Origin of the sequence: Ruminiclostridium papyrosolvens DSM 2782 (genome assembly GCF_029318685.1) — a bacterium.
Classification (GTDB): domain Bacteria; phylum Bacillota; class Clostridia; order Acetivibrionales; family DSM-1351; genus Ruminiclostridium; species Ruminiclostridium papyrosolvens.
Window position 1 is genome coordinate 3,355,808 of record NZ_CP119677.1, and the last position, 21,058, is coordinate 3,376,865.

The window sequence follows — 21,058 nt, forward strand, 5'->3', positions numbered from 1 at the left end:
CTCAAACGAAAAGGAGAGATTGTTATGAATTTAACAGGTTTTGTTATTATATTGTGTGCACTGGCACTGTTCTTTGCTTTGTTTTTCAGTCTGGTGCCCGTGGGTTTATGGATATCAGCTTTGGCTGCAAATGTAAAGGTCAGTATCTTCAACCTTATTGGTATGAAGCTTAGAAGGGTGAAGCCCTACAAGATAGTAATGCCTCTCATAAAAGCAGTCAAAGGCGGCATAGATCTCAATGTAAACCAACTGGAAGCGCATTACCTTGCAGGAGGAAATGTAGATGTTGTTGTTGATGCACTAATAGCTGCTCACAGGGCAAACATGAATCTTCCCTTTGAAAGAGCTGCTGCTATTGATTTGGCAGGCCGCAATGTACTGGAAGCAGTTAAGATGAGTGTAAACCCAAAAGTTATCGAGACCCCTAATGTTTCAGCGGTTGCAAAAGACGGTATTGAACTTCTGGCAAAGGCAAGAGTAACAGTCAGGGCCAATCTGGACAGACTCATAGGCGGTGCGGGAGAAACTACCGTCCTTGCCAGAGTCGGTGAAGGTATTGTAACAACTGTAGGTAGCTCTTTTTCCCATAAAGAGGTACTTGAAAACCCTGATAAAATATCCCAAACAGTTCTGTCAAAAGGTCTGGATGCAGGAACTGCCTTTGAAATTCTTTCAATTGATATAGCTGACGTTGATGTCGGCAGAAATATAGGCGCCCAGCTGCAAACTCTTCAAGCAGAAGCAGATAAAAACATAGCACAGGCCAAGGCTGAGGAAAGAAGAGCAATGGCTGTTGCAAAAGAACAGGAAATGAAGGCTGCTGTTCAGGAGATGAGGGCAAAGGTTGTTGAGGCGGAGGCTCTTGTACCGGATGCTATGGCTACAGCTCTCCGTGAAGGAAAGATTGGTGTAATGGATTACTACAATCTTCAGAATATGATAGCTGATACCCAGATGAGGGATGCCATTTCTAAGGCAGGTAACCCTGATGTTCCTGAAAACATTGATATAAAATCGTAGGATACCGGGAACGTTTATCAAAAGGAGTGAAGTGAAAATGGAACCAATTTACAAACTAATGTATTCAGCTCTTGGAGTTCCTATGAAATCCAGCGGCTCACAAGCCGCTGGTACACCTGTGACCGTTGAATCTGATAGTAGTAATTCACCGGAGGTTACTGAGAACCTCCAAAATGAAACTTCATCAGACTCTTTTATATCAGATAATGCTGAAAAACCTGAACCTGATGGTACGAACAGTCCTTCAGAAGATATTATAAAATCGGATGCATCAAAAAATTCCAACAAAGAAGTGAGTCTGAAAATTGACTTCAGCGATAACGGCCTGATACAGGGATTTATCATGTCGGAAATACTTGCTCCCCCAAAAGCGATGAAACGGAGAGGAAATACCCTATGGAACTCAAGGTTCTGATTGTTGATGATGATGATGGAATGAGACTTGTTCTAAAAAAGATAATTGAAAAAAACGAGGGTTTTGAGTTGGTTGGCGAGGCTAAAAGCGGAGAGACAGGCTTAGGCCTCGTTGAAGCCTTCTCCCCTCACATTGTTTTTTTGGATATTGAAATGCCCGGCATGGGAGGCATTGAGTGTGCCAAAAGAATAATGGATATTGCACCCAAAACCTTTATTATATTTGCTACTGCCTACGAAAACTATATGCCGGAAGCCTTTGAGGTATATGCATCGGATTATCTGATTAAGCCCTTTAAAATAGACAGAATACTGACTACCCTTCAACGCATAAAGGAGATATTTGTTAACAAAGAAGCTGATGCAGTTTCCCCCCCTCAAATCAACAGATACAGCCTTTCGAAGCTTATAATAAAGAGCAAGGAAGGCATCAGCTTCATTGACTGCAAGGATATAATATTTATTGAGCGTGAAAATCGGAATACGGTAATTCACACCCTGACAGAAAGCTTGACTACCTCTGAAGGCTTAAGCGAAATAGAGGAAAGGTTGGACAATTCGCACTTTTTCAGAAGCCACAAGTCTTACATTATAAATCTTTCCATGATTTACAAAATCTATCCATACGGGCGTTGGACATATACCGTCAAGTTCAAGGGCACAGACAAGGACGCTCTTCTCACACATGACAGATATGGTCAACTGGAGAAGCTCTTCAATGCATAGACTCCATTTGAAAGGTCTATCTGAATTTATCAATAAAATTAACCTCTTGACATATCCTAAAAATATTCTATACTAAAGTTATAAACTATTTTACAAGAACAAACTGTCATACAACTGGCGGACGTGGAGATTACCACAGGGAGTATGACTTTAAAAGCCGGCCGCCTGGGCATCATAACTGCTCAGGCGGCATTTGTTTTGTTGTTTCCACAAACATACAAAAAAGTGTTTCCTGGGGAGAAATTTTTCCGAGGGGGTACTAAATTATGAATTTAAACATTTCTGATTTCAAACCTGGTAAATGGCAGAGTTCCATAGACGTTCAGGACTTTATCCAGACAAACTACACTCCATACGATGGTGCCGAAAACTTTCTTTGCAGCGCCAGTTCAAAAACAAAACAGCTCTGGGATACTTGTAAGAGTCTTTTGGTTGAAGAGCATTTAAACGGCGGAATTCTTGATATCGACACAGAAACAGTAGCAAGTATAACAAGTCATAAACCCGGCTTTATTGAAGAGAAATACGAAGTAATAAAGGGGCTTCAGACCGATACACCTCTGAAAAGAGCTTTTCTTGCTAAAACCGGCTACAGAATGGCTAAACAGGCCTGCCAGCAGTTTGATACCGCACCATCACCTGACATTGATAAAATTTTCAGTAAAAGCATAAAAACTCATAATGATGGTGTTTTCAGCGCATATACTGATGAAATGCGTAAGGCAAGAAAATGCGGAGTTATAACAGGGCTTCCCGATGCATACGGCAGAGGCCGTATAATAGGCGATTACAGAAGAGTTGCCCTATATGGCACGGATTATTTAATAAATCAAAAACAAAAGGATTTGGACAGTCTCGGCGGCACTATGACCGATGTTGTTATAAGGCTTAGAGAAGAACTTCACGATCAGATTGCCGCACTTAAGGATTTGGGTATTCTGGGAAATTCTTACGGCTTTAATCTGAAGCGTCCTGCACAAAATGCCTTTGAGGCTGTTCAGTGGACATATCTGGCATTTTTAGGTGCATTAAAAGAAACCAACGGAGCTGCAAATTCTTTAGGCAGGCTCAATGTATTTTTTGATATATTCATTGAACGCGATATAAATAACGGAACCATAACAGAAACAGATGCACAGGAGCTGATTGACCAGTTTGTTATAAAACTCAGATTTATAAGGCACTTGCGTACCAAAGAGTATAATGAACTTTTTGCAGGAGACCCTGTTTGGCTGACTGAGTCCTTAGGTGGAATCAGCAGCGACGGAAGACATATGGTTTCAAAAACCGCCTACAGGTTCCTTCAAACTTTGAAGAATCTGGGAGCTGCACCTGAACCAAATCTCACAATATTATGGTCAGTCAAGTTACCTGAAAATTTCAAGAGGTTTTGTACCCAAACGTCTATTTCAACAAGTGCAATTCAGTATGAAAATGATGATATTATGCAGCCCCAGTACGGTGATGATTATGGCATCTCCTGCTGTGTATCGGCTATGCGTCTTGGAAAGGATATGCAGTTTTTTGGTGCAAGATGTAATCTTGCAAAATTGCTTCTATTGTCCTTAAACGGAGGACGTGATGAAATAAGCGGTGATCAGGTTGCACCTGAAATAAAGCCATATGAAGGAGAGTACCTTGACTATGACGAGGTTATGGAAAACTTTCTAAAGCTGCAGGATTGGATGACAGGCTTATATGTTAATACCATGAATATTATACATTATATGCATGATAAATACGCTTACGAGCGTCTTATGATGGCTCTTCATGATACAGATGTTAACAGACTTATGGCCTTCGGTATATCCGGGCTATCAGTGCTTGTGGATTCTTTGAGTGCCATTAAACATACCCGTGTCAGGGTAATAAGAGATGATCGCGGTATTATTACAGACTTTGATTTAGAAGGCAGTTATCCTCAATACGGAAACGATGACGACAGAGCCGACAGTATTGCTAAAGAAGTGGTTACAAGCTTCTATGAAAGCCTTAAAACTCATCCCACCTATCGCAATGCAAGGCATACTTTGTCAATCCTGACCATAACATCAAATGTTGTGTACGGTAAGAAAACAGGCTCTACTCCTGATGGCCGTAAAAAAGGAGAACCTTTTGCCCCCGGTGCCAACCCGATGCACAACAGAGATAAGTCAGGTATACTTGCAATGATGAATTCAGTGGCAAAGATACCCTATAGTGCGTGCAATGACGGTATATCCCTTACACTATCAGTTATTCCTAATGCTCTGGGCAAAGAAATAATCACCAAAACTGCAAATCTTTCCGCCATTATTGACGGTTATATTATGAGCGGTGGTCATCATATAAACATTAATGTACTTGATAAAGAAACTCTGGAAAATGCCATGAAGGAGCCTATGAAATATAACCAGCTTACAGTTCGTGTGTCCGGCTACGCCGTACATTTTATAAAGCTTACCAAGTCACAGCAATTAGAAGTAATATCAAGGACATTTCATGAAGCTATGTAAATTATAGAACGGAAAAGCCTTATGAAGGGGTTTTCAGCCACTTCATAAGGCTTAGTTTTACTAATCAATTAAATCTATTTTTGGTTTCTCTTGAGATTCTTCTTTTTGGTTATAGAATACCCGAAATAGCCCAAAGAATTTCCAAGGGGATAGTATTCACCATGTGAATAACAAATTAATTCGGCTTTATGTAAATCCAGTTTTCCCTTTTCATCCAACAATGATTCTTCAACATTTGTAGCTACTATTTCAGCCAAAAACAATACATGAGAACCCAGCTCTATTGACTGTTTCACCACGCACTCAAGATTCAAGGGACATTCCTTTATAAGCGGAACTTGTATTTTAGAAGCAGTTTCAGCCGTCAACCCCATTGTCTCAAATTTATCAATATCTCTGCCTGACTTAACACCGCAATAATCAGTTGCAAAGGTCAGCTTTTTAGTAGGAAGATTAATTACAAATTCGCCTTTTTCTTTTATGAGTTCATAGGAATACCGTTCTTTTCTTACCGATATTGAGACCATTGGAGGGTCAGAGTTAATAGTCCCCGTCCAGGCAAGAGTAATTATATTTGGTTTTCCCTCATTATCCGTACATGATACCATTACTACCGGTACAGGATTTAACATGGTTGATGGTTTCCAAACTTGTTTAGCCAAAGTCGTAACCTCCTTAAAGTCTAAAATATTTCTTTTTAATACCAATATACTATGAATCACTTTTTATTTTGATACCTGTTTAGCAATTTACTTATTTGAGTTTAAATAGCTTAAAATAAAAATCGCTGAGGAATTCCAGTAGGTAGCAACCTCATTTGTTGAAAAAGAGCCAACATCATCTATATAACACTCCGCAGGAGATTTACCCGATAGCTTGCTTTTAGCTACATCATCCTCTAAAGCCGAATCAGGTCCCCCTACCATTAAGCCGGGAACAGGTTTTAATGCAAGGTCAGCCGCAGATGGTCTGTGATGGGGTTTATTAACCTGTTTCGAACCAAAACCGGTTATATAGCTCTGGTTAAGTGTATTTCTGCCCAGCAGATAATGCGTACAGTCATCGGCTGACTGGGTATATTTTTCATCGGTTTTGAGTTTGTCGGCTATAAGCAGGTGCATGGCATGGGTTGCAACATTCATGTTACTTCCCCAGTTATACTCCATTTTATGCATTGCAACCAGATATCCGTCTTTTTCACCTGTAGCTGCAAACATATCTGCTTTTGCAAGCCATGACTTTTTAATTTCATCGGCTTTTTTCTGGTCTGTTCCAGATACATCTGAAAACATATATGCAATTGCTGCAAATCCGCTTACATTCTGCCATCCAAGTCCAAAGCCTTCAACTTGATAATTGTCTGTAAAATATTTGTTGTATTTCTCATCTCCCGTAGCTCTGAAAAGTTCAGCAGCTGCCCATGCCTTCTCATCTTTCCCTGAGCTGTCTCCATACTTTCCTGACGCCACATCTGAAGGATTCTTGAAGCTAACGAAATCCTTATTTTCTTCAAGCCATTCCCAGGCTTTTTTGGAGGCCTGCAAGCAATTTTGTGCAAATACGGGATCTATAGTCATATATATTCTTGAAGCCATTGCCGCAGTTGCTGCAAAATCAGCTGTAGCATTAGTAGATATGGGCATTACAAGCTGATCGTCAACATCTTTATCAGGCATTGTTGTCATTTCCGGAAATGCCCTTGATGTGACCTTGTGATATACCCCGCCAGACTCACTGTCTTGCATTTTGAGAAGCCACTGTATCCCATATTTTGCTTCATCAAGAACGTCCGGTATCTTATTGCCGCTTTCCGGAATACGTGTTGTATCCGTAAAAGCTTGCGGATAAAGCTCATATGCCAAAAGTAAGCCTGCTGCTGTGACAGATGCAGGTACAACGTATCTTCCGTAATCTCCAGCATCATGCCAGCCTCCGCTTACGTCAATTGTTTTTGTCTCATCGTTATATAATTTAGCTAATGCTTTGTGACAAACCGCATGACTGTATTCACCTGCAAATTCAGTTGTCAAAGCTGTTCCGCAACGTTGATAATACAGTGCTTTTTGCATAGAATCACCAAGCTTTGTATATACATTGTTATCTACTAAAAAATCAAATGATTTACCTAATCCTGATATTGAGATAAAGTACTTACCGGGTACTGTAATCTTACTAAAGTCTGCATAGCATACAGTATCTCCGCTGGAGTCATCATTTGAGCTTTCAGTCAAATCTCCTGTTAAAACCGCCACACCTGTTTTACTGTCAACCACCTGAAACTTTTTATATTCACCCTTAATTATAGCTATTTTTTTTGCCAGGGTTTTATAACCCAGCTGATCTACATGAATTTCATCACTTAACTCATTTTCCGTTTTTATGTTTTGTGATACTTTTGCTGTTGCTTGTGCAGTTTCCTCTGAAACATAGCTGCTTACGGGCCTGGAAGCACAAGAACTCATGGTAAAAATAAAACTGCCTGCCAGAGTAAGGCTTATAATTGTATTTTTCCAATTCATTATTTAACACTCTTTCTCATTTTGTATGTAAAGCAATATCTATTATATATTATTCGGGAAGAGAATGTATTAATTTTTTATTAATTAGGCTAAAGTTGCACAACTCTAGTTATGTTTTGTCTGCTTTAGCTCAACATTCTTATATTTCTTGGCGGTATTTTCCAAAGAAGCAGATGAATCTCCCAATAAATATTTATTAAAGAATGTTAAAGTAAAATCATTAATTATTTTGTGTACATCGTGAGGATTATAGTTAATAGCTAATAATGGGGTAAAAAGGCTTAAATCGGTATAGCTAAGGTGAATTATTTTATTTATTAAAAGAGAATACCCTCCATTTGCAATAGCGTTACTTCTTACGTTACACATTTTTGTATTTTGCTCTATAAATCTCTTACGTGAATCATCACTTACTCCACATTTGGTCAAATATTTGTCAAAATCCAGTCTATTATTCATAGTCACTTCAGCGTCCATCATCATGAATGGCTTCCCTAAACCCTTTTCAGAAATAGGAGTTCCCACAAAATCCCCATCCATGTTTATGCCCGCTTTAATTCTTGAGTCCTTCATAATAATCTGTCCTGCTGTTGCACCTCCATACGAGTGTCCGAACATACCTATTTTATTCAAATCAATCCTTCCGCTAAAAATATTAAGAGGATCTTTTTTATTAACTTCCTCAATTTTATCAAGTACAAATTGTACATCTTTAACCCATACTTTATTATGAGAATCCATGAAATCTATAAAGTCTGCCTTTAGCATTTCTTCATTTTTGTAGGTATATTTAGCAACCCTTCCGTTTGAAAATACTGTAGCCGCCGAATCGTAAGAGTGGTCAATTGCGACAACAATATAACCATGACTTGCTAATTCTTCCACTTCAAATGTGTTTATGTTTCTAAGAAGCCCAAAGCCGTGGGAGAATATCAGAAGTGGATATTTCTGCTGTTTAACAGAAATCTTTGCATTTACATAGGAATGACTTTTTACATATTTTAAATGACTAAATAGTAAGGATGGTATACCAGATTGCTTCTCAAGCCCTTTCGCTACCTCCGGGAGATCTTTTATATATGGTGCCCTTTTCAAGCTGTCAGATTTTTCAGAAGGGTACCACACCTGTACCATTAATTCCCTTTTATCATCTGGGTCTTTTGTTGCCTCTTCTAAACGGTTTTCATCAGTCCAATCATATGTAATTGTTCCTACTTGGTATGGCCCGGTTGGTTTTTCAAGAGAAAAAACAGGCAAAAGTACCGGAAATGCAACAGCTATTATAAGAAATAAAAGTGAAAATATTGACCCAAGAACAAGTTTCCAGGTTTTTCTGGGTTTTCTGCCTTTACGAAAGAAAATCAGTACATTTAAAAGAAGGCAGATGTATGCCGGTAACATTTGTATACGGTATCCTTCTGCAATTAATTGTATAAGTGTTATTACAAATGAAATTCCGAATAAAATACAAGGTATTTTATTTGCATTCTTTTTACTAAACAACAGCCATCCTAGCGTAAAAAAGTTAACAAAAATAAGTACTGTTTCAAATAACCTCAATTTATAATCCTCCTAACAAATTTTTTAACATAAAATTATTACTTACTGTAATTATATGTCACAACTATTTGTAATTCCATGGTATTATTGTAATAAATTTGTAAGTATAGTGGTTAAAAGTGCATAAAAAAGGCAGAGTATTAAGCTCTACCTGATTTATGCATTATATTCAAGAATTTCTTTTTCCCACTCATAATATGAAGAATAATCATTCTTATTTTCTAGAATCCTCTTTATCAATTCTTGTATTTCTCGTTTATCAAGGAGTTTGAACACACTTTCATATTCCCCCTCAAAGAAGCATTCACTTAAAACCTCTTCTAAATCCTCCAGACTTTTTACACTTTGCAAGACCATTGCAATTTTATCCTCTAAAAATCTGCAAGCTTTCATTTCATCAATTAATACTCTTAAATCTTCATCTTCCATTTTATTACCATCAACATATCCCGATATTAAGATTTCATCTTCCTCCTCGTATAGCGTTACAAAGACTTTGTCCAGCTTCCCCAAGTTTATATTATGTTTAACTCTTGAGATAATATTTTTTAAAGTTATTTTGAAATATTCAATAGTATCCTGTGATTCCACTTTGATAAATGACAATACTTCATAAAAAGCTTCCTCCATTTTTTTAACAAGTTCCATTTCATCGGTCTTTTTAAGTTGTATTAACAGCCACTCCCTGTCTTCCTCATTTATATCCAGTTCTTGGAGATTATAACCCAGCATTCTCCTTCCAAGTAAATTTGAAAGTACCAACTCAAATACATTTAGCAGGTCTTCTCTGAAATATTTGCTATAGCCCCTCATAAGACTATCTAAGTTATGGGCATCATACCTTGAACACAAAACATTCTCCATATCTAGGTGAGTTAAATATTCATGTATATACTCTATACCACTTAAATCCATTTCATCATAGGAAAGAGGATAATCCAAACTGCCATTTATCTCGTGTGCAGAAAATCTGTAGTCATACCAATCAAAAAATTCCTTCATTCCCTTGAATACAGTATCATTGTAAGCCAAATTACTGATTTTCGGACCTTCTGACTTTATTTTTATCCAAATACTTTTTGCATCCTCAAAATAATATCTGATTACCTCATTTCCTTTATTAAATAATTCTTCAATACTCTCATGTTCAAGCAATTCTGATGCAATAACAACGTTGTCCTGACTCTTCAATGCCATACTTATAGAGAAGCAAATTGATTTGAGCAAATTTGCAGCAATCTCTTCCGTTACAGAACTGCTTTCCCCAAAAGTAAACTTTTGTATTTGCTTTGAAAGCAGACCTAGCAGCCCCATTTGAATTTTCTTTGACTGCTCGCAACTGATTATACCCTCTTTTGCTGCACCCTGTAAAAGAGACTGAAAGTACTCGCTCCTCACAGTTTGTATATGCTGATATTTCTGTATTACGTCCATAACAATCTGTCCTCCTTTGGAGTTATTCTAATTCATCCTCGTAAGTATCAAAATACTTATACGCCTCCTGTCCGTATCTTATGCTTCTGCACACATCCTCCAAGCTAGTCTCCCTCAAGTATTCAATTGAACCCTGACACTCATTATCAAAGCTCTTGCGCATGTAGCGTATCAGTTCGTCATCTGTAAATTCATCAAGGGATTCGTTTTTAAAATAGTAAAATATGTCCTGTAGGTCAGACAAAGTATCCATATAGTTTTCCTGCCAGATAAACGGAGAATCGCAAAACTCAAAAATCAGTTTATCTAAAATGCCCTTTCCCAGTTCTACTCGGCCATACCTCTTTAGTGTATTATATCTCTCTTCTGAAAGAGTCCGGATTTGTGCATTTGTAAGCACTAAACCAAACTTTGACGAAAATTCATTGCATTTCTCAATTTGATTAATTTCGGACTCGTTCTGCGATAATAGTTTTTGGATTTGTAAAAAATCTTTCATAAAAATCCTCCTTTTATTAAAAAAGCCCTTGACAGCTATTTGCTTTTATGATATAGTATAGTTGGATAGTTTTGCTTGCAGATTAACCGTTTGCTAAATTTAATAATATAACTTTTTATATATTTTGTCAATAAAAAAAGATGCCGCAACTTAGGCGGGGCATCATAGGGACAAAAGGTGAATCGGGTATAAATCCCTGTGAAGGGGCAGACAGTTTCGGCTGTCTGCCCCTTTTCTTGCTTATGCGGCGGGAATACTTCTGTGATTTTTCACCCGCCACGATCCTTTCAATGAACAATTGCAGGGATGTAGGGTCAATTAAGGCTTGGACGGAAAAGCGTAAAGATGATGACGTTTTCAAGGTTTTACCGCTGCGAGTACAAAAAGCGCTTTAGCTGGATTAAGGCAGGGAGATTCGTAATGACAATACCACACATTTTAGCGTGTTTATTACACGCTAATTTTTTTACCTGTATTGGTAACATTTTGAATGGCTCAGGGGTGTTTATGGTGAAAGGAGGAGGATTTTAAATATGAAGCTACAATCATTGCGTACGGATGATTGTGTTGGAGATGTCATAAAGTTCTATAGCAATATGGTATACCGCCTTGCCTTTGCACGAACAGGGACAAGACACGATGCTGACGAAATTTTTCAGGAAGTCTTTTTTCGGTATATAAAAAAACAGCCGGTTTTTGAAAATGAAGCCCACAGAAAAGCATGGTTTATCAAAGTAACTGTCAACTGTTCCAAAAAGCTGTGGGGTTCTGCATGGAAAAGAAAAATTATTCCTTTGGAAGAAACCCTGCAATTTGAAACAAAAGAAGACATAGATCTTTACAACGAATTACAGCAATTGCCTGCAAAATATCGAGAAGTCATTCATTTATTTTACTATGAAGATATGACTACTGAAGAAATCGCTAAAGTATTAGAGCGGAAGAACACCACGGTAAGAACTCAGCTTACCCGTGCAAGGGTACTACTCAAAAATATTCTGAAGGAGGATTACGATGTTTAAAGAAAGATATAGCCATATGAATAATCAAATTCATCCAAGAGATCAGTTGCTGCAAGATATTTTAGATTCGGCTCATGATGGTGATTGCAGCAAGCGCATTGAGCCTTTGCGACTGAAAAGGCCTGTTGTGGCTCTGGTTGCCTTGTGTATCTGCCTGACGATGGCAATGCCTGTACTTGCAGCAACAGTAGAACCCATCTATCAGCTGATGTATATGGTCTCTCCAAGCGTGGCACAATTTTTTATGCCGGTACAAAAATCCAGCGAGAGCAACGGTATAAAGCTGGAGGTGGTTTCCTCATATATTCATGACAACATTGCCGAAATATATGTTACAATGCAAGATTTAACTGGAGACCGCATTGATGGAACCACTGATCTCTTTGACAGCTATTCCATCAATCGTCCCTTTGATAGTTCGGCCCATTGTCAATTGATAGGCTATGAACAAAACACAAAAACGGCTACCTTTTTAATTACGATAGATGAGTGGGGGAGCCAAAACATTGCTGGTGATAAAATTACTTTTTCTGTGCGGGAATTTTTAAGCCATAAAAATAAATATGATGGTCTGGAGATTCCAGTCGAGCTTTCCAGCATTCTTACTGCCGAGCGAACTCAAACCGTATCGTCCAACGGTGGCGGCGGCAAGGACTATCAAAGCTATTTGGACTTTGAGAGGAATCCCATTGCTTTAATTCCTTCTGACCCTATGGAAGCGTTTCCTGTTGACGGCATTGACCTAACCGGAATTGCCTATATTGGCGGGAAACTGCATATTCAGACTGCCGTAAAAGAACCGCTGGACAATGATAATCACGGTTCATTTTATTTAAAAGATGCAACGGGCACTGACATCAGCTGCAATTACAGTTTCTCCTTTTCTAATCAATATGAACAGCCGGGGCGCATTGATTACCATGAATACGTCTTTGACATTCCTCAGGAGTATGTTTCAAAATATTTACTGTATGGAGATTTTGTGACATCTGGAATGAAAACAAAAGGCGACTGGCGAGTTACGTTTCCGTTAGAAAGTACCGAATAACCAAATTATCTGCTTGTGTACCATCTCCGGCAGACTGTCGATGACGATGATTTTCCGTTTCACCGCCGTGTCTATTATAAATTCCGAGGCCGTTCGGCCTGCCAGTTTTGCTCTGCCGAGAATCGCCTCCTTTTCCTGAGGCGTCATTCGGATGTTGAATTATTCGCTTTTCATGGTTCATGCGCTACTTTCGTTCCACGGGGTGTGGGGCAGCACCCCGGTTTTTATGCTGTGTATCGGACTCACCTCCTGCGTAATAATGAATCGTAATTTGAAATTTTCCATTCACAGTGCTATCATTATCGTACAGACAAAATCCAGAGTACACAGGGAGCGCAAATGATGGGTTTTATCGAAATTTGATTATTTGCAGAAAGAAAAAAACATGGCGCAGTATCCATATATCCGGGTCTTATACGGCAGCGACGGACTGGTGCATTTAAGGTGGATATCGACACTCTGCGGGATATCCATGACTGGAAGCTAACCGAACAGGAAGACCTGCCGGAGATTATGCATTAGGACGTCAAGGGTGTAAGTCTGATGCCCTATTACCTGATCGAATATCTGGATGAGATGCTGTTCTTTGAATTTGCCGAGATGCTCAAAAACGGGCAGTATTTCGTGCTGTCGGATAAGCGAAAGCGGAATTTTTGCGACAGACCGTTTGAGGGCAAGCGAACCTGCAAGCAAGTGGGAGCAAAGCTGTTTTTTGAAAAAGGCGTTGAAGCTGACACGTTTTTATTGCAATATCTCATCGAGTACAACAAGGTCTATTCCCGCCGATACCGAGCGGCGGGGAAATATGCCGGGGAGCAGTTCAAGTCTTGGTCTGCCGCCGCCAGTCAGGCCAGGCGTGACTATGTGGAGGGTAAAATCTCCGGGGTGGAAATGCTGGCAAGGGTACGAGTGGATTAAAGCCAGAGAAAAACAGGTATGTAAGGATTCATTACACATCTGCCGCCTTAGCTTGGTTTTAATATTTGTAATCAAGGCTACAAGGCAGAACTATGGGGGTTAGACCACAATTCAGAATATTTAAGAAGTTATCTACTCTACTCCCCCTAATTTGGATGGGAACGGAAATGATACAATAGAGGACGGTGAGAACTTGGCTAAAATACTGATTGTAGAAGACGAAAAGAGCATAAGCGATGAGCTTGCCATTCTATTACAAAACGCGGGATACGATACGGCAGTCATTGAAGATTTTGCGGATACAGAGGCACAGATTAAAAAAACCATGCCCGATCTTGTTTTGCTAGATATTGGGCTGCCAGGACAGGATGGCTACCGTATCTGCACGGAACTTCGGAAAACCTCTCAGATCCCAGTTATCTTTGTCACCAGCAGGAACACCTCCATGGACGAGCTCAGAGCGCTGAGCCTCGGCGGCGACGATTTTATCTCCAAGCCATATGACCTGCCGATCCTGCTGGCCCGTATCCAGGCGCTTCTTCGCAGGAGCGGCCAGGCCGAAAAAGATATCTTGACGGTGAATGGACTGACCCTTTCGTTACCCAATTGGGAGATTGAACACAACGGGCAGCGTGCGGATATCACGAAAAACGAGGCAAAAATCCTGTCCTGCCTGATGAAAACACCCGGTAAAATCGTTTCCCGTTCCGACTTGATCGAATATCTCTGGGATAATCAGGTCTATATTGACGACAATACACTCAGCGTCAATGTCACGCGCCTGCGGGGCAAACTGAACAATATCGGACTGCCGGACTATGTTAAGACAAAGCGCGGATTGGGGTATAAAATATGAAGATTGGGGAGTTCATCCACGACCGGATTATGTCCCTGTTGCTGCACTTGTTTTGTATGCTAGCTCTTTCTGCCTTCCTGCTCCTCACAGGGACAAGCTGGGGAGTTGTTTTTATTATTCTGATTGTATGGGCAACCGGCCTTTGTGCAGTGACTGTGGCCGCTTATTTCAGGCAAAGGAATCACATTCGTGAGCTAAAGTCCATCATGGACGGTTTGAATCAAAAGTATCTCTTTATGGAATGTGCTCCCAAGCCAAATGATTATTTTGGGCGCAAAATCTTCGAGCTTTTCAAGTGCTCCGGAAAGTCGATGATCGAAGCCGTGTCTAATGCGGAGGAAAAGCAGCGGGATTACCGAGAATACATTGAAAACTGGGTGCATGAAATCAAGGTTCCCATTACGGCGATTGAACTCATCTGTGAAAACAATAAATCTGAAACCAGTCGGAAAATCCGTTCTCGGCTGGCGCTTATCGAAGGTCATGTGGAGCGTGCTCTTTACTATGCGAGGCTCGATTGCGTGGAGAAGGATTTTATTATACGGGAGACTTCCCTTGCAGAAACCGTTAAGAAGGCACTGTCGAGGTATCGCTTCTTACTGACACAGAAAAATATGCGAGTCGAAACTGAAAATTTGGACAAATTCGTTTATACCGACGGAAAATGGGTGGAATTTATGCTGGGACAGTTTTTATCAAACGCGGTCAAATACAGAAGTGCTTCACCGGTAATCCGCATCTGTGCGGAAGAATCTCACGGTAGAACAAGACTGACGATTAAAGATAATGGAATCGGTATTCCCATATCGGAGCTGCGGCGAATCTTCGACAAGGGCTTCACAGGCAGTAACGGCCGTGCGCTTGGAGGCTCTACGGGCATGGGGCTGTACCTTTGCCGAAAGCTTGCCGAAGCCCTGGGTGTATATCTGGAGGCTGATTCAAGAGAAAACGAATACACGGCGATTGCCATTTGCTTTCCGCGGCCGCTATCTTACGAAAATGAAAGATAGCGGAAAGAAATATCGCTACATCAAAAACTTCTTCTGTATTATCATAATGGAGGAAGGAGCGAATAGATTATGCTGAGAGTTTCACAGATTGAAAAATATTATGGCAGTAAAAATAACGTAACAAAAGCGCTGGATCGGGTCAGCTTTGATGTGGAGAACGGCGAATTCATTGCCATCATGGGTGCGTCTGGCTCGGGAAAGACCACACTACTCAATTGCATCTCCACAATTGACTCAGTAAGTGCGGGAAATGTATATCTGGACAGTGAGAACATCTCCGAAATACCGGAAGAAAAATTGGCGAGATTCCGCCGTGAAAAGCTCGGGTTTGTATTTCAGGACTTCAATCTGCTGGATACTTTGACTATTGAGGAAAATATCGCCATCACTCTGACGATAAACGAATATCCCCCTGAGCAAGTGAAGGAAAAAGTGAGAAGCGTTGCAAGGCAGCTTGGAATCGATGATATTCTTTCCAAATTTCCATATCAGGTATCGGGAGGTCAGAAGCAGCGCTGCGCCTGTGCCCGTGCTATGGTGTTCGGTCAGAGCCTGATTTTGGCCGACGAACCCACGGGAGCGCTGGACTCCAAATCCTCTAAAAACCTGCTGGAGTTGATGGGAAAAATCAACAGGGAAAACGGGACCACTATTCTGATGGTGACCCATGATGCGTTCAGTGCCAGCTACGCTCACCGCATTATCTTTTTGAAAGATGGGCGGCTTTTTAACGAACTGTATCATGGCGACAAGCCGCGCAGGGAATTTTTCCACGAGATTCTTGATGTGCTCTCCGTTCTGGGAGGTGACACAGACGATGCTCTCTAAACTCTCTCTGCGCAATGCAGCCCGGCAGATGAAAGACTATTTTATTTACTTTATCACCATTGCCATTGCTGCCTCGCTGATCTTTGCCTTTAACGCCCTTGTTTTTTCGCAGGAAATAAGAAGCCTTTCCAAACTTCTGGACACCTTGCCTTTGATGATTGGCATCGCCAGCTTTGTAGTTGTGTGCATCATCGGCTGGCTTGTCTTTTACACCATGCGTTTTATGATGAAACGCCGCAGCCGGGAATTCGGCACTTACCTCTTACTTGGCATTGAGCGAAAAAGAATCGTTAACCTGTTTTTCATGGAAAACCTCATCATCGGGGCAGTGGCTCTGCTAATTGGTTTGCTCACCGGGAACCTCCTATATCAGGGGCTTCGGGCGATGCTGCTGCGCTTATATGAGATACAGTACCACTTCAGCTATGTGTTTTCCCTGTCCGCAGCGCTACTCACCTTTGTTTATTTTGCGGTGATCTTTATAGTGGCGCTTTTTTTGAATCGGAGAAAAATCAAGAAATCTAAAATTAGCGACCTGATTTATATGGATCAATATAATGAGAAAGAGCTTGCTCCCGACAGCAAAAAACGTAAGAAGCTCTTCGTCGCTTCGATGACGAGCGGAGTTGCCGGAATCGGACTGCTGATCACCTACGATGCAACGCTTAGCCTGATCGGGGCCTTTGTCATCATCTTTTTCCTGTTTACTTTTTACATCAGCTTTTCTTCTGGAATAGCGGCCTATTTTGAAAAGCATGAGAGGAAGAAGTACGGCGGTAATACTCTTTACGTCTTTCGCTCTCTTACGTCTAAGGTCGGCAGCATGGGAATTACGCTGTCGGTTATATCCATCTTGCTGACCGCAACGCTGATTGCAGTTGGGACCGGCTTGTCCTTCAACCAACTTTTTATGCGAAATGCGGAGCTTGAAACCGCTCACAGCATCTATATAGGCTCGGAACAAGCAACGGATTTTACCGATTACAGGAAATATATTGATAGGAATCTTAATGTAAAAAGCGAATGGCAGTACAATGTTTACAAGCTGGATAGCGACTCTGTAACCCGGTATGTCGGTCCTTACCGGGATGACTTCCGTGCCTATGATTACGATACCATAATAGCGTTTTCAGACTACACCAAAATCAGGGACATGCTTGGATATCAAAAAGTTGCGCTGCCTGAGGGAGAATATATCATCCAGTGTCTGGATTATCTTGCAAAGCCTTTAGAACAGTATAACGAAACTGTCCAAATCGACGACAGAACGCTGGTCAGGGGCTCGGTATATCACGAAACTTTTACCCAGCAGAGCTGGAATGGAAACGGCAGCGGTTTTATCCTTGTGGTTCCCGATGAAATCGCAAAAACGCTGCCGGTATCTCACAGTGCCTATGTAGCTATGACCGATGTTCCCGTAACCACGACTGAGTACAAGACGCTGGACACGATACGCATGGACCGGCATGAAAACAATCACGATGTCGGTTATGATATGATTTACTCCAAAGAAGTTGTGAAGGAGCAGAACGCGTCGTTATACGCGGTCATTGTCTTTCCGCTGTTTTATGTGGCGCTGGTGCTGCTGATCGTCTCGGCGACCGTTTTGGCGTTCCAGATCCTCAGCGAAATGAAAAGCTATCAGAACCAATATGCCACTCTACATATGCTTGGAGCTGATAAAAAGTATTTAAACAACGCGCTTCGCAGGCAGTTTGCAGTATATTACGTACTGCCCATATTTCCCGCTGTGGTAATCAGCAGTATCTTCATATTTTTTCTGTGCATGGCTTTAGACCCCGGTGTGTTTCAGGGTATCGCTCAGATTTTCCTTGTTGTCGGCGCAACGCTTGCCATATTCTTTTCGGTGTTTGCCATCTACATCGCAGCCTCGTATGTAAACTTAAAAAGAAACGTTTGCCGGGCGCATAAAGATCCTTCTTCATAAGTTTAGCATTAAAAGCAAAATACGACGCTGTCAGATTCCCCTTTACCGGAGAAGTCTCAAGTTGCTGGACAAATAGTCATGACCACCCGTAAAACGGGTGGCTTGTGATAGCCCTATAAGGGCTTGTTACCGGCCAGCGCCTAAAGACGCTGGCTTTCACTTTGTTCAAGCTATTATTGCCCTTGCCGCTTTTGCTACCCCTGAAGGGACAAACGTACTACTGGCTACCCCTTAAAGGGGTCTTCATACTCTTTCACGCTTAGTTTATCTACCATAATATCGTGCTTTTCTTGCTCTTGTATATACTTCTTAATAGTTGCCTCATTGAGTCCTACAGTACTCACATAAAATCCCTCTGCCCAAAAGTGTCTATTTCCAAACTTATATTTTAAGTTTGCATGCATATCAAATATCATTAATGCACTTTTTCCTTTTAGATATCCCATGAAACTTGATACACTTATTTTAGGCGGTATACTTACTAACATGTGTATATGGTCTGGCATTAGATGCCCTTCTATTATTTCAACTCCCTTGTAATTGCACAGTCTCTTTAATATTTCTCTTATACTTTGCTTGTATTGATTATAAATTACTTTTCGTCTATACTTTGGAGTGAACACAATATGATACTTACACATCCATTTGGTATGTGCTAAATTATTTTGTTTTATTGCCATTGAAATCACCTTTCTTTAGTTAAACTAGTAGCTTGAACAACTCTATTTTAACGGTTAGGTGATTTTTTTGTATAACTTTTTGTCGCCACCCGCATAGCAGGTGGTTTATTGTTTCGCATGACTCATTTCTCTTGCGAGAAACTCGCCTAATGCTCAACAGGCTAAAGCCCATAATAAATGAAAATGCCTCATTCCCAGAAGGCTTCTTGGGAATGAGGCATTTTCTCTCCGTATTCAGTTCGCCTTATGTGGCAGGTTCATAATTTGTCCTTGTGACTTCCTGCCTTTATGTCCGGCATCTTTTTTGTATCTAATTTTTAATCCTTAACTGGATAATTTTCCCTTGAAATATAATGTGTGTGCAAAACTTCATGTGCCTTATGGCTTCCCGGTTTTCCGAAATATTTGTCATACATTTCTTTGATTACAGGGTTTTCATGTGACTTTCTGATTGGAAGACTTGCATCTTCTTCATAAATAGCCTTTGCACGTTCTGCACGCAAGTCAGTCCAGCTTCTTACCGAAGAAGGCTGTATCGGCTGTCCACCACCGTTTACGCATCCACCGGGACAGGCCATTATTTCAACGAAGTCATAGGAAGCTTCCCCTGCCTTTATACTGTCCAGCAGCTTTCTTGCACTACCGAGGCCATTTGCAACTGCTGCTTTAACTTTCATATCTCCTATAGCAACTGTTGCTTCCTTGATACCTTCTATACCTCTTACAGCAGCATATTCAATATCATCAAAGGATTTACCTGCAACTATTTCAGATACTGTTCTCAAAGCTGCTTCCATAACTCCTCCGGTTGCACCGAATATTACTCCGGCTCCTGTTGCATTACCCATAGGATCATCAAAATCCTTGTCTTCCAGATTGTTAAAATCAATACCAGATTCCTTTATCATTCTTGCTAGTTCTCTGGTTGTTATAACTACATCTACATCCGGCAAGCCTGTTGCGGAAAGTTCTGGTCTTTGTGCTTCAAATTTCTTTGCTGTACATGGCATTACTGATACTACAAATATTTTTTTGACATCTATACCCATTTTTTCAGCATAGTAGGTTTTTAACACCGCACCAAACATCTGGTGTGGTGATTTACAGGAGGATAGGTTTTCAAGGAATTCCGGATAATTATGCTCACAGAACTTTATCCACCCCGGACTACAAGAGGTTATAACAGGGAGCTTTCCGCCGTTTTTAATTCTGTTTAGCAGCTCAGTGCCTTCTTCCATTATTGTAAGATCTGCAGCAGTATCTGTATCAAATACCTTTGCAAATCCCATATGGTTCAAAGCAGCAACCATTTTTCCGGTTACTCTTGTTCCTATTGGAAGTCCGAATTCCTCTCCCAGAGCAACACGAACCGCAGGAGCTGTCTGTACTACAACATGAAGTTCCTGGTTGGCCAGTGCAGACCACACTTTTTCAGTGTCATCCTTCTCTCTCAAAGCTCCGACAGGACAAACGCTTATACATTGTCCGCACATTGTACATGGAACTTCTTCCAACGATCTGTCGAAAGCACATGAAATAGCTGATTTAAAGCCTCTTTCAGTTGCACTGATAACAGAGACAGTCTGAATGTTTTTACACATGCTTACACAACGTCTGCACAGTACACATTTATTTGGATCTCTTACGATAGAAGGTGAAAAATCGTCTAAAGGAAGATTTGTAGAAGCACCTTCAAATCTGATATCTTTAATATTTAGTTCTTCAGCTAAGCTTTGAAGCTCGCAGTTTTTACTTCTTACACAGGTAAGACATTTCTTGTCATGGTTGGAAAGGATAAGCTCCAAAGTTACCTTTCTTGCTTCTCTCACAGCCGGACTCTGAGTATAAATTTCAAGACCTTCTGCTACAGGATATACACAAGACGCCTGTAATGCTCTTGCACCCTTTATCTCAACCAGACACATTCTGCATGCACCTATTTCATTGATATCCTTGAGGAAGCAAAGTGTAGGTATCTTTATACTAGCCTGTCTGGCTGCCTCTAATATTGTTATGCCTTGTTCAACCTGAAGTTTCTTACCGTCTATTGTAATATTAACAGTTGACATTTTATTTCACTC

The 21,058-nt window shown here is 40.6% G+C and carries 20 protein-coding genes and 1 riboswitch; of the genes, 12 read left to right on the forward strand and 8 right to left on the reverse strand.

Annotated features, from left to right (window positions below; genetic code table 11):
- Positions 1–24: 24 nt before the first annotated feature.
- From floA to pflB, 4 genes are all read left to right on the forward strand, one after another.
- Positions 25–1,020 (forward strand): flotillin-like protein FloA, encoded by a 996-nt coding sequence (gene floA, locus P0092_RS15055; protein ID WP_004616782.1) that lies wholly within the window; start codon positions 25–27, stop codon positions 1,018–1,020.
- A 37-nt stretch (positions 1,021–1,057) separates the two neighbouring features.
- Positions 1,058–1,435: a hypothetical protein gene (locus tag P0092_RS15060; RefSeq protein ID WP_004616780.1), complete on the forward strand. Its 378-nt coding sequence runs from the start codon at positions 1,058–1,060 to the stop codon at positions 1,433–1,435.
- The gene (locus tag P0092_RS15065; RefSeq protein ID WP_004616779.1) at positions 1,417–2,160 is read left to right on the forward strand and encodes a LytR/AlgR family response regulator transcription factor; all 744 of its coding nucleotides are present in this window, start codon (positions 1,417–1,419) and stop codon (positions 2,158–2,160) included. The genes P0092_RS15060 and P0092_RS15065 overlap by 19 nt, the downstream gene beginning before the upstream one ends.
- Before the next feature lie 100 nt (positions 2,161–2,260).
- Positions 2,261–2,338: riboswitch (ZMP/ZTP riboswitch) on the forward strand.
- 88 nt (positions 2,339–2,426) lie between these two features.
- Positions 2,427–4,655 carry a formate C-acetyltransferase gene (gene pflB, locus P0092_RS15070; protein ID WP_004616777.1) on the forward strand — a complete coding sequence of 743 codons (2,229 nt, stop codon included), beginning with the start codon at positions 2,427–2,429 and terminating at the stop codon, positions 4,653–4,655.
- A gap of 74 nt (positions 4,656–4,729) precedes the next feature.
- On the opposite strand, the gene P0092_RS15075 is transcribed toward pflB, so the two are convergent.
- From P0092_RS15075 to P0092_RS15095, 5 genes are all read right to left on the reverse strand, one after another.
- Positions 4,730–5,317: a flavin reductase family protein gene (locus P0092_RS15075; protein ID WP_004616775.1), complete on the reverse strand. Its 588-nt coding sequence runs from the start codon at positions 5,315–5,317 to the stop codon at positions 4,730–4,732.
- A gap of 87 nt (positions 5,318–5,404) precedes the next feature.
- Entirely contained in the window at positions 5,405–7,174 is a 1,770-nt protein-coding gene (locus P0092_RS15080) for a glycoside hydrolase family 9 protein (protein ID WP_004616773.1), read from the reverse strand.
- Between the two features lie 105 nt (positions 7,175–7,279).
- Positions 7,280–8,734, reverse strand: coding sequence for an alpha/beta hydrolase family protein (locus P0092_RS15085; protein WP_004616770.1), 1,455 nt, complete (start codon positions 8,732–8,734; stop codon positions 7,280–7,282).
- 156 nt (positions 8,735–8,890) lie between these two features.
- The gene (locus P0092_RS15090) at positions 8,891–10,168 is read right to left on the reverse strand and encodes a DUF6179 domain-containing protein (protein WP_004616768.1); all 1,278 of its coding nucleotides are present in this window, start codon (positions 10,166–10,168) and stop codon (positions 8,891–8,893) included.
- 22 nt (positions 10,169–10,190) lie between these two features.
- Positions 10,191–10,667, reverse strand: a complete 477-nt coding sequence (locus P0092_RS15095; RefSeq protein ID WP_004616766.1) for a DUF6323 family protein — start codon at positions 10,665–10,667, stop codon at positions 10,191–10,193.
- 140 nt (positions 10,668–10,807) lie between these two features.
- Between P0092_RS15095 and P0092_RS15100 the strand changes: the two genes are divergently transcribed.
- The 3 genes from P0092_RS15100 to P0092_RS15110 all read left to right on the forward strand — a co-directional run bounded on the left by P0092_RS15100 (position 10,808) and on the right by P0092_RS15110 (position 12,737).
- Positions 10,808–11,062 (forward strand): hypothetical protein, encoded by a 255-nt coding sequence (locus P0092_RS15100; protein WP_276186957.1) that lies wholly within the window; start codon positions 10,808–10,810, stop codon positions 11,060–11,062.
- 138 nt (positions 11,063–11,200) lie between these two features.
- A complete protein-coding gene (locus tag P0092_RS15105) occupies positions 11,201–11,689 on the forward strand; it encodes an RNA polymerase sigma factor (protein ID WP_004616764.1) in 489 nt (162 codons plus the stop codon).
- A complete protein-coding gene (locus tag P0092_RS15110) occupies positions 11,682–12,737 on the forward strand; it encodes a hypothetical protein (protein ID WP_004616762.1) in 1,056 nt (351 codons plus the stop codon). The genes P0092_RS15105 and P0092_RS15110 overlap by 8 nt, the downstream gene beginning before the upstream one ends.
- On the opposite strand, the gene P0092_RS22165 is transcribed toward P0092_RS15110, so the two are convergent.
- A complete protein-coding gene (locus P0092_RS22165) occupies positions 12,720–12,884 on the reverse strand; it encodes a plasmid mobilization protein (RefSeq protein WP_117407365.1) in 165 nt (54 codons plus the stop codon). The genes P0092_RS15110 and P0092_RS22165 overlap by 18 nt on opposite strands.
- Before the next feature lie 396 nt (positions 12,885–13,280).
- On the opposite strand from P0092_RS22165, the gene P0092_RS15115 reads away from it, so the two are divergent.
- The 5 genes from P0092_RS15115 to P0092_RS15135 all read left to right on the forward strand — a co-directional run bounded on the left by P0092_RS15115 (position 13,281) and on the right by P0092_RS15135 (position 18,297).
- Positions 13,281–13,655 (forward strand): DUF6076 domain-containing protein, encoded by a 375-nt coding sequence (locus P0092_RS15115; protein WP_004616760.1) that lies wholly within the window; start codon positions 13,281–13,283, stop codon positions 13,653–13,655.
- A 193-nt stretch (positions 13,656–13,848) separates the two neighbouring features.
- On the forward strand, positions 13,849–14,511 hold the full coding sequence (locus P0092_RS15120; protein ID WP_040758241.1) for a response regulator transcription factor: 663 nt from the start codon (positions 13,849–13,851) through the stop codon (positions 14,509–14,511).
- The gene (locus P0092_RS15125) at positions 14,508–15,521 is read left to right on the forward strand and encodes a sensor histidine kinase (protein WP_004616757.1); all 1,014 of its coding nucleotides are present in this window, start codon (positions 14,508–14,510) and stop codon (positions 15,519–15,521) included. Before P0092_RS15120 ends, P0092_RS15125 begins: the two co-directional genes overlap by 4 nt.
- A gap of 69 nt (positions 15,522–15,590) precedes the next feature.
- Positions 15,591–16,349, forward strand: a complete 759-nt coding sequence (locus tag P0092_RS15130) for an ABC transporter ATP-binding protein (protein WP_004616756.1) — start codon at positions 15,591–15,593, stop codon at positions 16,347–16,349.
- Positions 16,339–18,297: an ABC transporter permease gene (locus P0092_RS15135; protein WP_004616754.1), complete on the forward strand. Its 1,959-nt coding sequence runs from the start codon at positions 16,339–16,341 to the stop codon at positions 18,295–18,297. Before P0092_RS15130 ends, P0092_RS15135 begins: the two co-directional genes overlap by 11 nt.
- Positions 18,298–18,521: 224 nt before the next feature.
- On the opposite strand, the gene tnpA is transcribed toward P0092_RS15135, so the two are convergent.
- Both tnpA and P0092_RS15145 read right to left on the reverse strand, forming a co-directional pair.
- Entirely contained in the window at positions 18,522–18,977 is a 456-nt protein-coding gene (tnpA, locus tag P0092_RS15140; protein ID WP_004616633.1) for an IS200/IS605 family transposase, read from the reverse strand.
- 317 nt (positions 18,978–19,294) lie between these two features.
- Positions 19,295–21,046 carry an NADH-dependent [FeFe] hydrogenase, group A6 gene (locus tag P0092_RS15145; RefSeq protein WP_004616751.1) on the reverse strand — a complete coding sequence of 584 codons (1,752 nt, stop codon included), beginning with the start codon at positions 21,044–21,046 and terminating at the stop codon, positions 19,295–19,297.
- Positions 21,047–21,058: the final 12 nt, after the last annotated feature.

Bases quoted from the DNA above. Each gene is read 5' to 3' on its own strand.
- tnpA (WP_004616633.1), bottom strand. From the start codon at position 18,977: ATGGCAATAAAACAAAATAATTTAGCACATACCAAATGGATGTGTAAG.
- P0092_RS15090 (WP_004616768.1), bottom strand. From the start codon at position 10,168: ATGGACGTAATACAGAAATATCAGCATATACAAACTGTGAGGAGCGAG.
- P0092_RS15115 (WP_004616760.1), top strand. From the start codon at position 13,281: ATGCCCTATTACCTGATCGAATATCTGGATGAGATGCTGTTCTTTGAA.
- P0092_RS15110 (WP_004616762.1), top strand. From the start codon at position 11,682: ATGTTTAAAGAAAGATATAGCCATATGAATAATCAAATTCATCCAAGA.
- P0092_RS15125 (WP_004616757.1), top strand. From the start codon at position 14,508: ATGAAGATTGGGGAGTTCATCCACGACCGGATTATGTCCCTGTTGCTG.
- P0092_RS15100 (WP_276186957.1), top strand. From the start codon at position 10,808: ATGCCGCAACTTAGGCGGGGCATCATAGGGACAAAAGGTGAATCGGGT.
- P0092_RS15145 (WP_004616751.1), bottom strand. From the start codon at position 21,046: ATGTCAACTGTTAATATTACAATAGACGGTAAGAAACTTCAGGTTGAA.
- P0092_RS15105 (WP_004616764.1), top strand. From the start codon at position 11,201: ATGAAGCTACAATCATTGCGTACGGATGATTGTGTTGGAGATGTCATA.
- pflB (WP_004616777.1), top strand. From the start codon at position 2,427: ATGAATTTAAACATTTCTGATTTCAAACCTGGTAAATGGCAGAGTTCC.
- P0092_RS15060 (WP_004616780.1), top strand. From the start codon at position 1,058: ATGGAACCAATTTACAAACTAATGTATTCAGCTCTTGGAGTTCCTATG.
- P0092_RS15135 (WP_004616754.1), top strand. From the start codon at position 16,339: ATGCTCTCTAAACTCTCTCTGCGCAATGCAGCCCGGCAGATGAAAGAC.
- P0092_RS22165 (WP_117407365.1), bottom strand. From the start codon at position 12,884: ATGACGCCTCAGGAAAAGGAGGCGATTCTCGGCAGAGCAAAACTGGCA.
- P0092_RS15130 (WP_004616756.1), top strand. From the start codon at position 15,591: ATGCTGAGAGTTTCACAGATTGAAAAATATTATGGCAGTAAAAATAAC.
- P0092_RS15095 (WP_004616766.1), bottom strand. From the start codon at position 10,667: ATGAAAGATTTTTTACAAATCCAAAAACTATTATCGCAGAACGAGTCC.
- P0092_RS15080 (WP_004616773.1), bottom strand. From the start codon at position 7,174: ATGAATTGGAAAAATACAATTATAAGCCTTACTCTGGCAGGCAGTTTT.
- P0092_RS15065 (WP_004616779.1), top strand. From the start codon at position 1,417: ATGGAACTCAAGGTTCTGATTGTTGATGATGATGATGGAATGAGACTT.
- floA (WP_004616782.1), top strand. From the start codon at position 25: ATGAATTTAACAGGTTTTGTTATTATATTGTGTGCACTGGCACTGTTC.